The organism is Micromonospora sp. M51 (genome assembly GCF_018070305.1).
Classification (GTDB): Bacteria; Actinomycetota; Actinomycetes; order Mycobacteriales; family Micromonosporaceae; genus Micromonospora; species Micromonospora parva.
In genome coordinates this window covers 1-14,476 of sequence record NZ_JAGPXZ010000062.1, presented here as the reverse complement: position 1 = coordinate 14,476, position 14,476 = coordinate 1, and the positions used below count along the sequence as shown (strand labels likewise).

The 14,476-nt window shown below is 72.2% G+C and carries 15 protein-coding genes and 2 pseudogenes; 5 read left to right on the top strand and 12 right to left on the bottom strand.

The features are described from left to right. The 9 genes and pseudogenes from KBX53_RS05905 to KBX53_RS05865 form a co-directional block, all read right to left on the bottom strand. A pseudogene (locus tag KBX53_RS05905) lies at positions 1-202 on the bottom strand (GNAT family N-acetyltransferase); the annotation flags it as partial. Positions 203-351: 149 nt separating this feature from the next. After that, positions 352-1,239 (bottom strand): hypothetical protein, encoded by an 888-nt coding sequence (locus KBX53_RS05900; protein WP_210858068.1) that lies wholly within the window; start codon positions 1,237-1,239, stop codon positions 352-354. Next, positions 1,208-1,807, bottom strand: a complete 600-nt coding sequence (locus KBX53_RS05895) for a DUF3618 domain-containing protein (RefSeq protein ID WP_030327825.1) — start codon at positions 1,805-1,807, stop codon at positions 1,208-1,210. The genes KBX53_RS05900 and KBX53_RS05895 overlap by 32 nt, the downstream gene beginning before the upstream one ends. Before the next feature lie 21 nt (positions 1,808-1,828). Next, entirely contained in the window at positions 1,829-2,224 is a 396-nt protein-coding gene (locus tag KBX53_RS05890; RefSeq protein ID WP_030327826.1) for a phage holin family protein, read from the bottom strand. Continuing rightward, entirely contained in the window at positions 2,221-2,859 is a 639-nt protein-coding gene (locus KBX53_RS05885; RefSeq protein WP_210858067.1) for a hypothetical protein, read from the bottom strand. Before KBX53_RS05885 ends, KBX53_RS05890 begins: the two co-directional genes overlap by 4 nt. Before the next feature lie 219 nt (positions 2,860-3,078). Beyond that, positions 3,079-3,507: a DUF3263 domain-containing protein gene (locus tag KBX53_RS05880; protein ID WP_210858066.1), complete on the bottom strand. Its 429-nt coding sequence runs from the start codon at positions 3,505-3,507 to the stop codon at positions 3,079-3,081. A 104-nt stretch (positions 3,508-3,611) separates the two neighbouring features. Then, complete coding sequence (locus KBX53_RS05875; protein ID WP_210858065.1) at positions 3,612-4,628, bottom strand: ABC transporter permease subunit; 1,017 nt, start codon at positions 4,626-4,628, stop codon at positions 3,612-3,614. Next, a complete protein-coding gene (locus KBX53_RS05870) occupies positions 4,625-5,635 on the bottom strand; it encodes an ABC transporter ATP-binding protein (RefSeq protein WP_036410615.1) in 1,011 nt (336 codons plus the stop codon). Before KBX53_RS05870 ends, KBX53_RS05875 begins: the two co-directional genes overlap by 4 nt. Positions 5,636-5,756: 121 nt before the next feature. Beyond that, entirely contained in the window at positions 5,757-6,542 is a 786-nt protein-coding gene (locus KBX53_RS05865; protein ID WP_030327831.1) for a DeoR/GlpR family DNA-binding transcription regulator, read from the bottom strand. A 200-nt stretch (positions 6,543-6,742) separates the two neighbouring features. Between KBX53_RS05865 and KBX53_RS05860 the strand changes: the two genes are divergently transcribed. Genes KBX53_RS05860 through nagA form a run of 3 tightly spaced genes read left to right on the top strand, consistent with a single transcriptional unit; the run spans position 6,743 to position 9,731 of the window. After that, positions 6,743-7,675 carry an SIS domain-containing protein gene (locus KBX53_RS05860; RefSeq protein ID WP_030327832.1) on the top strand — a complete coding sequence of 311 codons (933 nt, stop codon included), beginning with the start codon at positions 6,743-6,745 and terminating at the stop codon, positions 7,673-7,675. Continuing rightward, on the top strand, positions 7,672-8,625 hold the full coding sequence (locus KBX53_RS05855) for an ROK family protein (protein WP_210858064.1): 954 nt from the start codon (positions 7,672-7,674) through the stop codon (positions 8,623-8,625). The genes KBX53_RS05860 and KBX53_RS05855 overlap by 4 nt, the downstream gene beginning before the upstream one ends. Then, a complete protein-coding gene (nagA, locus tag KBX53_RS05850) occupies positions 8,622-9,731 on the top strand; it encodes an N-acetylglucosamine-6-phosphate deacetylase (RefSeq protein WP_210858063.1) in 1,110 nt (369 codons plus the stop codon). Before KBX53_RS05855 ends, nagA begins: the two co-directional genes overlap by 4 nt. 210 nt (positions 9,732-9,941) lie before the next feature. Here nagA and KBX53_RS05845 read toward each other — a convergent pair whose 3' ends face one another. Continuing rightward, complete coding sequence (locus KBX53_RS05845) at positions 9,942-11,165, bottom strand: DUF4032 domain-containing protein (protein WP_051708113.1); 1,224 nt, start codon at positions 11,163-11,165, stop codon at positions 9,942-9,944. Positions 11,166-11,285: 120 nt separating this feature from the next. Between KBX53_RS05845 and KBX53_RS05840 the strand changes: the two genes are divergently transcribed. Continuing rightward, a complete protein-coding gene (locus KBX53_RS05840; RefSeq protein ID WP_210858069.1) occupies positions 11,286-12,023 on the top strand; it encodes a phosphatase PAP2 family protein in 738 nt (245 codons plus the stop codon). 9 nt (positions 12,024-12,032) lie between these two features. Then, positions 12,033-13,268: an APC family permease gene (locus KBX53_RS05835; protein WP_210858062.1), complete on the top strand. Its 1,236-nt coding sequence runs from the start codon at positions 12,033-12,035 to the stop codon at positions 13,266-13,268. An 18-nt stretch (positions 13,269-13,286) separates the two neighbouring features. Here KBX53_RS05835 and KBX53_RS05830 read toward each other — a convergent pair whose 3' ends face one another. Then, on the bottom strand, positions 13,287-14,072 hold the full coding sequence (locus KBX53_RS05830; protein ID WP_030327838.1) for an ABC transporter permease: 786 nt from the start codon (positions 14,070-14,072) through the stop codon (positions 13,287-13,289). Beyond that, positions 14,069-14,476, bottom strand: a pseudogene (locus tag KBX53_RS05825) (daunorubicin/doxorubicin resistance ABC transporter ATP-binding protein DrrA); the annotation flags it as partial. The pseudogene KBX53_RS05825 and the gene KBX53_RS05830, both read right to left, overlap by 4 nt.

The following is a 14,476-nucleotide window of genomic DNA, read 5'->3' as shown; positions in this document are numbered from 1 at the left end:
TCTGTGAACGGGTCGGGCCGTCCAGTCCGCCGAAGCTGGCTCGGTGGAACTCGCGGAACGCCTCGCGACGGGCGAGTGACCAGCCTGCCGGTGCCTCAACAGGGGGCATGACGTCGCCGGGCTCCGCCTCGGCCGCCGCTACGGAGAGCAACGGCTCCAGGTTTCGCTCGTCCACCGGCTCCAGCCGGACCGCACCCGCCACGTGCCGCAGTCTGCCGCCCTCATCGGCCGAAGTCCACCCCATTGGCCATCCACTGGCGGTCCGGACAGCGGTACCGGCCGGTCGGGCGGTATGGGTGTTCCGCATCACGCTCTGTTGTCACCCGACCGGGTGTCTAACGCGCGAACCGCCTACCCGAACTCGCAGAACACCACCGACGCGTCGTCGGTGGACTTGTGCCGGCGCAGTCGGTCGGGGTGGTCGCGCTCGGCGTCCCGCACCCTGTCGATCAACGCGCCCGGACCGTCGACGCTCAGCAGGTCCAGCAGACCGGCCCAGTCGGTCAGACCGAACTGCTCCACCGCGCTGGACGCACCGTCGCTGAGCAACGCCGCCCGCCGCAACGCCCCCGGACCGTACCGGGGTGCGGTCCCGGTCACCGCGTGGAAGGCCGCGTCCGGGTCGGCGGCGGCCACCCAGTAGCCGTGGGTGCGGTTCATCCGCTCCCGCTGGACGCTCACCGCGTGCCGGAACCGGGTGACCGGGTCCGCCGCGCCGCCCGGCACGATCGCCACGGTCTCCCGCAGCTCCGTCATCGCCGCGTCCAGCCGGTTGTCGGTGACCACGCTGACCTGCCCGCCCGCGTCGAGGACCAGCGGGCTGTCGCAGAGCACCAGGTAGTCGACCTGGTCGCCGCAGTCCCGCAGGAGGCACACCGTGCTGGACGGGGTGCCCGGATGGTCGAGGTCGCACTGACCGCCGTGGTCGGCGCGCACCGCGAGGATGGCAGCGGCCAGGTTGCTGGTCAGCCGGGCCGCCGGGCGTACCGCCTCGGCGACGCCGATCCGGGCGGCCAGGTGCCGGACGTACCACTCGGGCCCGTGCACGCAGCCGGTGTCGAAGCCGTCCGGCACCGTCGCGCCGTCCAGGACACCGACCAGCGGGCCGAACCGGAAGACCAGATCCTCGTTGACCGGCCGGCCCGGGGCCGGCGCGGACGCGGAGCGTACCCGCATCATCGACGCCGGCCCCGGCACGCCGACCGGGTCAGCGCTGTCGAAGGTCGTCGACGGCCGCATGCGTCTCTCCCTGCACCCGACCGGCGGCCGAACGGCCCTGGTCGCGGACCGCGGACACGCCTTGCTGGGCGCTGGACCGCACCGACTGCGCCGCCTGCTGCGCAGGCTCCCGGAGGTTGTCCTGCATCTGGTGGCCGACCTGGCTCGCCTGCTCACGCAGCTGATCGGAATGTTCACTCACCATGGTCCGCGCTCGTCCGGCGAGTTGCCGCTCACGCCCGCTCGGCGGGATCAACGAGGCGGCCAGCAGACCGACTCCGAAGGCGACCAGGCCGGCTGCCATCGGGTTGCCCTGAGCCTGCTCGCGGGAGTGCTGCCCGAGTGAACGGGTTTCGTCGCGTACCGAGCCGGCCGCGTGCGACATCCGCTGGCTGGCCTCCTGCCCGAAGTGGTTCGAGCTGCCCATCATCTTCTCCTTCGCTCGGGTGAACGCCCCGCGGGCCTGCCCGACGCGGTCACCGGCGATCCGACGCGGGTTGACCTTGTCGGTCAGCGCGTCGACGTCACTGCTCAACTCGTTGCGGGTGGTCTCGATCTCCCGCCGGATCCGATCCGGATCAGTGGACATGATCTGTTCCTCCCGACTCGTTCACCGGCCCCGCAGGGCGTCCGGCAACTCCCGGGCAGTCTGCTTCGTTCGGGGCAGAACCGCACGTGCCCGCTTCAGCTGGGTCCGGGCGTTGATGAAGAGGCCACCGGCAACGGCGGCCCAGAGCACCGCGACGATCAGCGCCGCCCACCCCTGGTCCATCGTGTTGGACAGCCCCCACCAGAGGGCGTACGACACGAAGAGCACCGCCAGGAACCCGGCCAGTCCGGCGCCGCCGAACATCCCGCCGGCCTTGCCTGCCTGGGCGGCCTCCTCGCGCAGCTCGGCCTTGGCCAGCTCGATCTCCTTGCGCACCAGGGTGGACATGTCCCGGGTCACGTCGCCGATCAGCTCGCCGACCGACGCCTGGGTTCGTTCCTTCTCCGGGGCGCTCACAGTGCCACCCCGCCGGGCAGGTCCCGTGCCGGTTGACCGGCCGGCGAGACGTTCTGCGCCCGGGCCGTCCCCACGTACGGCTGCTGACCGGCGTCCATCGGTGCGCCCTGCGCTGGTGACGGAGCACCGGACGCGCCGCCGTCCTGACCGTTGGCCGAGGTCGGCGCGGTCAGGCCACGGGTGAGCCGCCCGACGAGCAGCCCGGCCACCGCCGCGCCCGCGAGGAACGTCGCCGGATGGCGCCGCGCGTACGTGCGGACCTCGTCGAGCACCTCGCCGGGTTGGCGCTCGTCGAGCCAGCCGGCGGCCTGCTGGGCGGCGTCGGCGGCCCTGCGCACCACCTGACCGGCCAGCCCGGAATCGCCGTCCCGTTCGGCCATCGAACTGAGGTTCTGGCCCAGGTCGCGCAGTCCCGCAGCGGCCCGCCGCTGCTGTGTCTGCGCCTGATCCCGAAGCTGCCCAGTGGCCTCCCCGGTCAACTGCTGGGCCTGTCGCCGCGCCTCTGCGGCCACCTGCCCGCCCTGCGCAGCGGCCGTGTGGGCGACCTGACCCCCAGCCTGCGCGGCCTGCTGGCCGACCCGCGAGGCCTCCTGTCGCGCCTGCTGTCCGGTACCGCTCTGGTTCGTTGCCGTCATACCCCGCTCCCTTCCTGGGCCCGAGGTCGCGTGCGACCCCGGAACGCCTCCCGCCTACCCGCCAGGTCAGGCGGCATGCGGCTGGGCCGACCGCCGGACGGCGGGCCGCCAACGGCAGGGCCCACGGCCGCCGCCGGCGATCTTGCACTTTGAGTCGCGACAAAGGCGTGCAGAAGGCGCGAAACGGCCGCAGAAAGTGCAAGATCGCGGGGCGTTCGGTCAGCGGCGACGGTTGCGGGCGCGCGACGAGCGCAGCCGGCGGAGTCGGCTGATCAGCACGGGGTCGGCGGCGAGGGCGGCGGGATTGTCCAGCAGACCGTTGAGCAGTTGGTAGTAGCGGGTCGACGAGAGCCCGAAGGTGTCCCGGACGGCCTGCTCCTTGGCGCCGGCGTGCCGCCACCACTGCTGCTCGAAGGCGAGGATGGCCCGCTCCCGCTCGGTCAACGCCGCCGCCGGGTCGACGGGCTGGACGTCCACCGGTTCGGCCGGCAACGCCGGATCGTCAGCGGTCTCGACCGGCTCGACCGGCAGCGCCGGTTCGTCGGCGGTCTCGATCGCAGGAGCGGGCCGGGGAGTCGGAACGGTCTGGCCGACGCCACCCGGACGAGCGTCGGTGGACGGCTCCGGGGTGGTGGCGTCGGCGGACATTCGCTCAGCCTAGCCAGCCTGGGCCCGGGTCGCAGCAGCCGGCGCGGCGGTGCCGCACGCCCGACGGCCCCCGGCGCGCGCCGGGGGCCGTCGGGGGCCGAACGTCAGGAGATGTCGCGGCGGCGCATCGCCCAGAGCGCCGCCCCGAGGATCACCACCACTCCGACCGAGAGCAGCACGGAGGACAGCTGCCAGGTGATGTCCATCGTGGCCGGCTTGCACTCTCCGTAGTAGGTCGCGTTGCAGGCGTTCCAGTCCTCCAACGTGATCTTCTTGGTCATCCAGGCCAGCGCGTAGGTGGGCAGCAGCCAGGCCTCGGCGAAACGCACTCCCGCCATGTCCAGCAGGATGCCCAGGCCGAACTGGCCGACCACCATCACCGCCACCACGCCACCGAGGGCCATCGCGGTGTGCCGACCCAGCGAGGCGAGGGCGAACCCGATGGTGGTGAACACCACCACCAGCGCGACGCCGCGTACGCCGGTCAGCACGAACGACTGCCAGACCCCCGAGGTCATCTTCTCGGTGCTGCCCCGGAACGTGGCGACCGCCCAGAACCCGGCGAACCACAGCACCGCGGCCGGAAGCGTCACCGCCAGGATGCCGGTGAGCAGCGCGGCCAGCTTGGTGAGCAGTACGGTGAGCCGCTTCGGCCGCCAGAGCAGCAGGTTCATCATGCCGCCGGTGCTCCACTCGGCGCCGACGAAGGACGCGCCGATGACGAACCCGACCAGGGTGAGGATCGCCGCGAACGGGATCAGCGTCTCGTCGAACGTCTCCTTGAAGTTGAACGTCGAGGGCAGGAACCACTTCGCCTCGATCTGGTCCCGAGGCGGCGGCGCGATCATCGAGCAGTCGTCCGGGTAGCGGCCGTCGCTCGGAGTGCCGGCCGCCTTGGCCTGCTCGCAGGCCGCGCGCTCCTGCTCGCTCCAGCGCACCTGCTCCTGGTACTGCTGGTCGGCCTGACGCTCGGCCCGGGCGAGCTGACCGGCGTCGATCTTCTGGTTGGTGAAGAACACCCCGACCACCACCGCGGCCAGCACCACCAGGCCGAGCAGCGTCATGTAACGGGTGAAGCGCCGCTTGCTGAGCCGGCGCAGTTCGGTACGAAAGAGGCTCACGCGCCCCACCCTCCCCCGGCGGGACCGGGCTGAGCCGTCCCGCCGACCTTCATGGACTCGTCGACCTGCCGGTGCTGGCCGGGGACCGGCGCGGTGGCGGTCAGTTCGAGGAAGACGCTCTCCAGGTCGACGGCGATCGGCGCCAACTCGCTGACGTAGAGGTTCTTCTCGGCGAGCAGCCGGGTCACCGACGCCGGCTTGTCGACGCCGGCCAGCATGAGGTGGTCGGGGTGACCGGTGACCCGGATCCCCGCCTGGGTGAGCACGTCGGTGGCGACCGGCAGGTCGCTGACCGCTTCCAGCCGGATCCGCACCGCACCGGACGAGTGCTGCGCGAGCACCTCGTCGACAGGGCCGAACGCGACCCGCCGGCCCAGCGAGATGATAGTGACCGAGTCACAGATCAGCTGGATCTCACCGAGGATGTGGCTGGACAGCACCACTGTCATTCCGGACTCGGCGAGGTTACGCATCAGCGTGCGCATCTCCCGGATGCCGCCCGGGTCGAGGCCGTTGGCGGGCTCGTCGAGGATGAGCAGCTTCGGGTTCTTCAGTAGGGCCGAGGCCACCGCGAGCCGCTGCTTCATGCCCAGCGAGTACGTCTTGACCCGCTCGCCGGACCGGTCGCGCAGCCCGACGAGTTCCAGCACCTCGTCGACCCGGGTGGCCGGCACCTCGCCCGCCCCGGCGAGCAGGGAGAGCGTGTCGCGTGCGGTGAAGTGCGGGAAGAACTGCGGGCTCTCCACGATCGCGCCGACCTGGCCGGCGACGGCGGGCAGCGCGTCGGGGACCTCGTGCCCGAGCAGCACCATCCGGCCGCCGTCGGGTCGGATCAGGCCGAGCAGGGTACGCAGCGTGGTGGTCTTGCCGGACCCGTTGGGACCCAGGAAGCCGTGCACCTGCCCCGCGTCGACCCGCATGTCGAAGCCGTCGAGCGCGTTGCGGGTGCCGCGTCGACGACTCTTGTACGTCTTACGTAGACCTTCGATCTCCAGGACAGCTGGCAAGCTGCACCTCCCCCGATGGGTGGGCGTGACAGCCGACACCATACGCGGTATGCAGGGCCACGCAATACGCGGTATGCATTGACGCGCCGATCAGGTTATTTCATTGACGGAGCGTGACCGGTCAGGCGCAGATGACCTGCACTCCGGCGGCGCGGAACGCGTCCACGATCTCCGGCGCGGCACCGGAGTCGGTCACCAGCGTCTCCACCCGCTCGACCGGGCAGATCCGGGCGAAGGCGTGACCCCCCAGCTTGGACGAGTCCGCGATGATCACCACGCGCTTGGCGCGGGCCACCATCAGGTTGTTCATCGCCGCCTCCCCCTCGTGGTGGGCGGCGGCGCCGAGCTGCGGGTCGATCGCGTCCACACCGAGCAGGGCGACGTCCAGGGTGACCTCGCGCAGCAACGCCCCACCCAGTGGGCCGACGAGCTCAAACGACTTCGGACGCACCACGCCGCCGGCCACCACCACCTTCATCCGGGATCGGACCAGCAGCTCGTTGGCGATGTTCAGCGCGTTGGTCACCACGGTGAGCTGGGCGCCCTCGGCACTGGTGTTGAGATCCGGCCGGACGGCGAGCGCCCGCGCCACCTCGGTGCTGGTGGTGCCACCGTTCAGGCCGACCACGGTGCCCGGCGTGACGAGCGCCGCGGCGGCCGCCCCGATCCGCTGCTTCTCGGCCGAGTGCTTGGCCGTCTTGTACCGCAGCGGCAGGTCGTACGACACGCCGTTGGCGACCGCGCCGCCCCGGGTCCGCGTGATCATCTGCTGTTGCGCGAGCTGGTCGAAGTCACGCCGGATGGTGGCCTGGGAGACGTCAAGCCGCTCGGCCGCCGCCTCGACGCTGACCCGGCCGTTGTCGGTCAGCATTTCGAGCAGGGCGTTCCATCTGGCGTACCGGTCCACCGCGGGGGCCCTCCCAGCAACTGCACGGACGGTGATTGATTGCGTGCACACTAGTGCGCGAAACTAGGCTGGCGCAAAAGACTGACCTGCGCGATCGACTGGTCGGTTGCCATGGTCACCTGCGTTCGCGCAGAATAACGCGCGAAATGCGGGTGTAACGAGCCGTATTGCGCACCGATCGGCCCTGCGAGGAGTTTCCCATGGCGTACGTGGACGCGGAGATCGCGAGCCAACCCGACTGCTGGCGGGAGGCGGCCAGGCTGGCCGAGGTCGTACGCGGTGACCTGCCGCGCCCCGGTGAGCGGGTCGCCGTCGTCGGTTGCGGCACGTCGTGGTTCATGGCGATGGCGTACGCGGCCCGCCGCGAGCAGGCCGGCCAGGGTGAGACCGACGCGTTCCAGGCGTCCGAGTTCCCCGCCGGCCGCCGCTACGACCGGTTGATCGCGATCACCCGTTCCGGCACCACCACCGAGGTGCTGGACCTGCTCGCCGCGCTGCGCGGGCACACACCCACCACCGTCATCGTCGGTGACCCGGCCTCCCCGGCGGTCGACCTGGCCACCGCCACCGTGACCATGCCCTTCGCCGACGAGCGGTCGGTGGTGCAGACCCGCTTCGCCACCACCGCGTTGGCCCTGCTGCGGGCCCAGCTCGGCGACCCGGTGACCGCGCTCGCCGCCGACGCCGAGGTGGCGGTGCGATCCCCGTTGCCGATCGACCCGGCCACCATCGAGCAGGCCACCTTCCTCGGTCGGGGTTGGACGATCGGGCTGGCGCAGGAGGCGGCGCTGAAGTGCCGCGAGGCGGCCACCTTCTGGGCCGAGGCGTACCCGGCGATGGACTACCGGCACGGGCCCATCTCGGTCGCCGCGCCGGGCCGGCTGGTGTGGGCGTTCGGTGAGCTACCCGACGGGCTGCCCGAGGATGTGGCCGCCACCGGCGCGGCCTTCGTGCACAGCCGCACACACGGGTGGCGCACGGTGCTGGGCAGCTGGTCCGCCGGCCGTACCCCGGTCGACCCGATGGCCGACCTGATCCTGGCCCAACGCTTCGCGGTCGCGCTGGCGACCAGCCGGGGCCTCGACCCGGACGCGCCCCGTCACCTGACCCGGTCAGTGGTTCTCGCGCCATGACCGATGACCGCGTGGTCGTTGCGCTGGACGTCGGCGGCACCGGCATGAAGTGCGCAGTGGTCCGACCGGACGGCGTCGTGGTACGCGCCGAGCGGCATCCCACCGACGCCGCGCGCGGCCCGGCCGCCGTGGTCGGCACCATCCTCGACGTGGCCGAAGGGCTGGCCGACAAGGCCCGCGCCGATGGGCTCACCCCGATCGCCGTGGGCATCGCCGTGCCCGGGGTGGTGGACGAGGCGCGCGGCGTCGCGGTCTGGTCGGCGAACGTGGGCTTCCGGGACGTACCGGTGCGGGACCTGGCGGTGGCGCGGCTCGGCCTGCCGACGGCGCTCGGCCACGACGTGCGGGTCGGTGGTCTCGCCGAGGCCCGGCTCGGTGCCGGGCGCGGCAGCGGGCACGTGTTGTTCGTGGCGATCGGCACCGGCATCGCCGCCGCGCACGTCGTCGACGGCACGGCCGCCGTCGGTGCCCACGGCGCCGCCGGGGAGATCGGACACATCCTGGTCCGGCCCGACGGTCCGCGCTGCGGCTGCGGTCGTCGGGGCTGCCTGGAGGCGATCGCGTCGGCCGCCGCGATCGGCCGCCGCTACGCCGAACTCGCCGGGCCGAGCGCCGACGCCGCGGTGACGGCGGCGGAGGTGGCCGAACGGGCCGCAACCGGCGAACCGCTCGCCGGCCAGGTCTGGCAGGAGGCGATCGACGCGCTCGCCGACGGTCTCGCCAGCGGGCAGGCGCTGTTCGACGTGGCGACGATCGTGCTGGGCGGCGGCCTGGCCCAGGCCGGGGACGGGCTGCTGACCCCGCTGCGGGCGGCCATGCGAGAACGAATGACCTTCCACCGGGAGCCGCACCTGGTCGCGGCAGCCCTCGGCGACGAGGCCGGTTGCCTCGGTGCCGCCCTGCTCGCCCTGGACGCCGTGGGTGTCCGTGACCATCAGGAGAAGCGATGACCGTACGGGTGAACGGCCGAGTGGTGACCCCGACCGGAGTCGTCCGACAGGGCTGCGTCGAGTGGGACGGGGATCGGATCACGGCGGTGGCCGAGTATCCATCGGTGCGCGACGGGCACTGGATCCTGCCCGGTTTCGTCGACATGCACACGCACGGCGGGGGCGGCCACACCTTCACCACCGGGGACGCCGACGAGGCCCGCGCGGCGGCCGGCTTCCACCTGAGCCACGGCACCACCACCCTGCTGGCCAGCCTGGTCAGCGCGCCCTTCACGTTGATGCGGTCGGCCACCGAGGCGTTCGCCCCGTTGGTCGAGGAGGGCGTGTTGGCGGGCGTCCACTTCGAAGGGCCGTACCTGTCGGCCGCCCGCTGCGGCGCGCAGAACCCCGAGTACCTGCGCGACCCGTCGACCGACGAGCTGTCCGAGCTGATCGAGCTGGGCCGGGGCGCGGTCCGGATGGTCACCCTCGCCCCGGAGCGCGACGGCGCGCTGGAGGCGATCAAGCTGCTCACCGCGCAGCGGGTGGTGGCCGCCGTGGGCCACACCGACGCCACGTACGAGCAGACCCGCGCCGCGGTCGCCGCCGGCGCCAGTGTCGGCACCCACCTGTTCAACGGGATGCGGCCGGTGCATCACCGCGAGCCGGGACCGGTGGTGGCGTTGCTCGACGCGCCCACGGTGATCTGCGAGCTGGTCGCCGACGGGGTGCACCTGCACGACGGCATGCTGACCTTCGTCACCGCGACCGCCGGGCCGGATCGCGCCGCGCTGATCACCGACGCGATGGCCGCCGCCGGAATGTCCGACGGTGAGTACGAGTTGGGCGGCCAGGCTGTCACCGTCGCCGACGGGGTGGCCCGACTCGCCCGCGACGGCGCGATCGCCGGCAGCACGCTGACCATGGACGCCGCGCTGCGGCACGCGGTGAACGCCGGAATCCCGATCGCCGACGCCGCCCGGATGGTGGCCACCACCCCGGCGCGGGCCATCGGCCTGGGCGACCGGGTGGGCGCCCTTCAGGTGGGCCTGCGCGCCGACCTGGTGGTGCTGGACGACGACCTCAACGTGGTGCGGGTGCTGCGCGGCGGCTCCTGGGTGGAGTGACGCGCCCGGTGTCGACCCATGGCCGCAGGCTGCCCGCCCGCGGCTAGCCCCACAGTGCACCTGGAGGGCCTTTGGAGCTGAATCGTTTGCGGCATCAGCTCCAAAGGCAGCCGCTTGGATAAGTCCGGCCGCCGAGCCGACCAGCAACCGTATGAACGAGCCGGCCGCGCAGGCCAGTAATGACCAGGCCAGGAACAACCGGGCCGGGCCTCAGCTCAGGCTGGCGACTTCCACGCCGAGGACGGCCTGCTCGTCGGGGCGGTGCACCAGCACGTCGGACAGGTACGACTGGACCGCGTGGCGCATCCCGACGTCCCGGCCGGCCTGCTCGGAGAGCAGCCACTTGTGCTCGATGATCTGGGCGAACAGCTCCTGCGGCTCCAGCTTGCGGCGCAGGTGCGTGGGGACGGCCCGAACCACCGGCTCGAAGACCTCGGTGAGCCAGCGGTGCGCGGCCTGCTGCTCGTCGATCAGGTCGCTCTCCGCCCGGTAGGCGTCCAGGTCGTTGAGCAGCTTGCGGGCCTGGTTCTCCTCGGCGTCGAGCCCGGTCAGCCGCAGCAGCCGCCGGGTGTGGTAGCCGGCGTCGACGACCTTCGGCCGGACCAGGAAACGCCCACCGTCGATGGACGACATGGCCACCTCGGCGACGTCGAAGCCCAGCTCGTTGAGGCGGCGGATCCGACCCTCGATGTCGTGCCGGGCCTCCCGCTCGATCGCCTGCTCGTAGGTGATCTCGTGCCAGAGCCGCTCGTAACGCTGCACGACCTCCTCGCAGACCACCTCCGGGTCGATGGACTCGTGCAGCAGGCCGGCGGCCTGCAGGTCCAGCGCCTCACCGAAGATGTTCACCCGGGCGATCTCCAGGTCCTCACCGCGCTGCCCGTTGGAGAGCGAGTTGTGCAGGGCGCCCGTCTCCGCGTCCACCAGGTAGGCGGCGAACGCGCCAGCGTCCCGCCGGAACAGCGTGTTCGACAGCGAGCAGTCGCCCCAGAAGAAGCCGGTGAGGTGCATCCGCACGATCAGGGCGGCGAGCGCGTCGAGCAGCCGGCTCATCGTCTCCGGCCGCAGGGTGTGCGAGAACAACGCCCGGTACGGCAGGGAGAACTGCAGGTGCCGGGTGATCAGCACCGATTCGAGAGGTTCCCCGTCCTCGGTCTGCCGGTCGGCGACGACCGCCACCGCCTCGACCGAGGGAAAGTCGATCCGCTCCAGGGCCCGCAGCAGGTCGTACTCCCGCTCGGCGATCCGCTCGCGGGTCTCCTTGAACGCGTACACGTAATCGCCCAACCGGACGAACCGGACGATGTGCCGGGAGATGCCCTGCGGCAGCGCGACCAGGTGTTGGGCAGGCCACTCCTCCAGCGGCGTCGACCAGGGCAGGTCGAGCAGCGCCGGGTCCACGAGGGCAGACGTGATCCGCACGGGCACAAGCATGACGCCTCGCCCCCGGTATCCGCTCCTGATCGTGGTTGGGCCCACAGCGCCGCACATCCCGGCCTCGCACCGGGCCGGTAGCGTGGTCGCGTGTTCAAACCCACGGCGGTACGACGTGACCTGCGGCTACGGCCCGTCCGCCCGGCCGGCTGGTGGTTCGACGCCCTCCTGCTCGTCGGTCTGGCCGGGTTGACAGTCGCCCTCGCCACCGGCCAGCTCTTCGGGTTGGACCGGGCGGTCGCCGACTGGGCCGACGGGCATCGACCGACCGCCGCGTACTGGGTCGCCCGGGTGCTGAACTTCCTCGGCCAGGGCACCCCGCTGACCCTGATCGGCGCCGGGCTGGGCGTGCTGCTGGCCGTTCGGCTGCGGTCAGTGCGGCCCATCCTGCTGCCGGTGGTCGGATTCGTGGTCACCACCTTCACGATCGGTCCGCTCAAGGTCTGGACCGCGCGGACGGCACCGAGCGCCAGCATCAAGGAGCCGTTCCTGCCACCCGAGCAGACCCTGCCGCTGTTCCACGACGACCTGCCGGTCCGATTCGCCCAGTCCTACCCGTCGGGGCACGTCGCCAACGCCATCGTCTGGTACGGCGTCATCGCGCTGCTGCTCGCCCCGCTGGCCCGCAGCTTCGGCCGGCACCTACCGGCCCGACTCGTCACCGTGATCCGCATCGTGCCGCCGCTGGTCGTTCTCACCACCACCACCTACCTGGGCTGGCACTGGTTGACCGATTCGGTGGCCGGGCTGCTGCTGGGGCTGTTCCTGGACCGGCTGCTGCACCGGGTGCCCTGGGACGGCATCCCGCTTCCCGGCCGGCTACGCGAATGGGACCGGCCGTTCACCTCGTACTCCTAGGTTTGGCCTGTGGATCAACTGGCGCGGCGACTGGGCGTACCCGATGCGGTTGTCATCGGGTTGGGCTCGATGCTCGGCGCGGGCGTCTTCGTGGTCTTCGGCCCGGCCGCGGCGGCGGCCGGCGGCGCCGGCCTGCTGCCGGCGCTGGTGCTGGCCGGCTTCGTCGCCTTCTGCAACGCGACGAGTTCGGCGCGGCTGGCCGCCCGGTACCCCGAGTCCGGCGGCACCTACGTCTACGGGCGGGAACGCCTCGGGCCGTTCGCCGGGTTCCTGGCTGGCTGGGGCTTCGTGGTCGGTAAGACGGCCAGCTGCGCGGCGATGGCGTTGACCATCGGGGCGTACCTGTGGCCGGGTCAGGCCCGGCTGGTGGCCGCCGCCGCGGTGCTCGCGGTGACCGCGGTGAACCTGCGCGGCATCGGCAAGACCGCCGCCGTGACCCGGGCGTTGGTCGCGCTGGTGCTCGCGGTGCTGGCCCTCGTCACCGTCGTCGGCCTGCTGGGCGGGCCGGTGCACCTGGACCGGCTCGGTGAGAGCGGCGGTTCGGCGCGGGGTGTGCTCACCGCCGCCGGGTTGCTGTTCTTCGCCTTCGCCGGGTACGCCCGGATCGCCACGCTCGGCGAGGAGGTCCGCGACCCGCAGCGGACCATCCCGCGTGCGGTGCCGCTGGCGCTCGGGGTGGTGCTCGCGATCTACCTGGTGCTGGCCGTGGTCGCGCTGGGTGTGCTCGGCGCCGACCGGTTGGCCGCTTCCGCCGCGCCCCTGGTCGACGTGGTGACCGCCGCCGGGCTGCCCGGCCTGGCGTGGGTGGTCCGCGCCGGTGCGACCATCGCCGTCGTCGGGGTGCTGCTGTCCCTGGTCGCCGGGGTCGGCCGGACCACCCTCGCGATGGCCCGCCGGCACGACCTGCCCGGTGCGCTGGCCGCCGTGCACCAGGTGCACCAGGTGCCGCGCCGGGCCGAACTGGCGGTCGCCGCCGTGGTGATCGTGGTGGTGCTGCTCGGCGACGTACGCGGTGCGATCGGCTTCTCCAGCTGCACGGTGCTGGTCTACTACGCGATCACCAACGCGGCGGCCCTCACCCTCGGCCGGGACCCGGACCGGCGGCTGCCGGTCCAGGTCCTCGCCGCTCTGGGTCTGGTGGGCTGCCTGCTGCTCGCCGTCAACCTGCCGCTCAGCAGCGTCCTCGCCGGATTCGGCGTGCTCGCCGTCGGCGCGGCCGTCTACGCGCTGCGGGCCCGCCGCTGACCCCCGTCACGTCCTCGATCAGCGACTCAACCGCCGGTAGCGGCGCACCGCCAGCGGGGCGAAGATCGCGATCAGCAGCACCGGCCACAGCACCGCCAGCAGCATGGCGTGCTCCGCCGGCCAGGAGTCGCCGCCCAGGCCCGGGTTGCCGAACAGTTCGCGGATCGCCGCGACGGTGGCCGACAGCGGGTTCCACTCCGAGATCGCACCGATGACCGACGGCATCAGCTCGGGCGACACGAAGACGTTCGATATCGCGGTGAGCGGAAACGCGGCCGGGAAGACGATCACGCCGACCGTGTCCGGGTTGCGGACCAGCAACGCCAGGTAGATCCCGACCCAGGTGATCGCGACCCGGAGCAGCAGGAGCAGCCCGACGGCGAGCAACGCCTTGCCCACCCCGAGTCGCCACTGCCATCCGACGAGCAGGCCACAGACCAGCAGGGTGGACATCTCCAACAGCGCGCGCAGCAGGTCAGCCGCGCTGCGACCGGTCATCAGGGCGGACCGGGCCATCGGCATCGACCGGAACCGGTCCACGACGCCCCGGCTGAGGTCCAGCGCCACGCCCGTCGCGGTGGCGCCGAGTCCGTACAGCATCGTCATCACGAAGACGCCGGGCAGCAGGAACTCGCGGTAGTTGCCACCGCCGGCCACCTGCATGCCGCTGCCGAACACGTACCCGAAGACCAGCACGAACATGATCGGCAGGGAGAAGTAGAGGATCAGTTCCTCCGGCGCGCGGACCACGTGGAGCATGTTCCGCCGGGTCATCGTCCAACCGTCGGTGATCGCCGTGGTCATGCCACTCCCGCCTTTCGTCCGGCGCCGACGGGCTCGCCGGTCTCGTCGGGCCGGTGCCCGGTCAGGTACAGGAACGCCTCGTCCAGCGTGGCGCGCCGCAGACCGATGTCCTCGACAGCGATCCCGGCGTCGTCCAACGCCCGCACCACGTCGACCAGCCCGGCGACCCGGTCGGCCACCGGGACGCTGAGCCGCCGGATCTCCGGATCGACAGCGGGCTCGACACCGCAGATCGGCGCGACGACACCGGCGGCCCGGGTCAGGGCGGCGGGGTCGCGGACCACCACCTCGATCCGGTCGCCGCCGGTCATCGACTTCAGCTCGTCCGGCGTCCCCTCGGCGACCACCCGCCCGGCGTCGATGACCGAGATCCGGTTGGCGAGCTGGTCGGCCTCCTCCAGGTA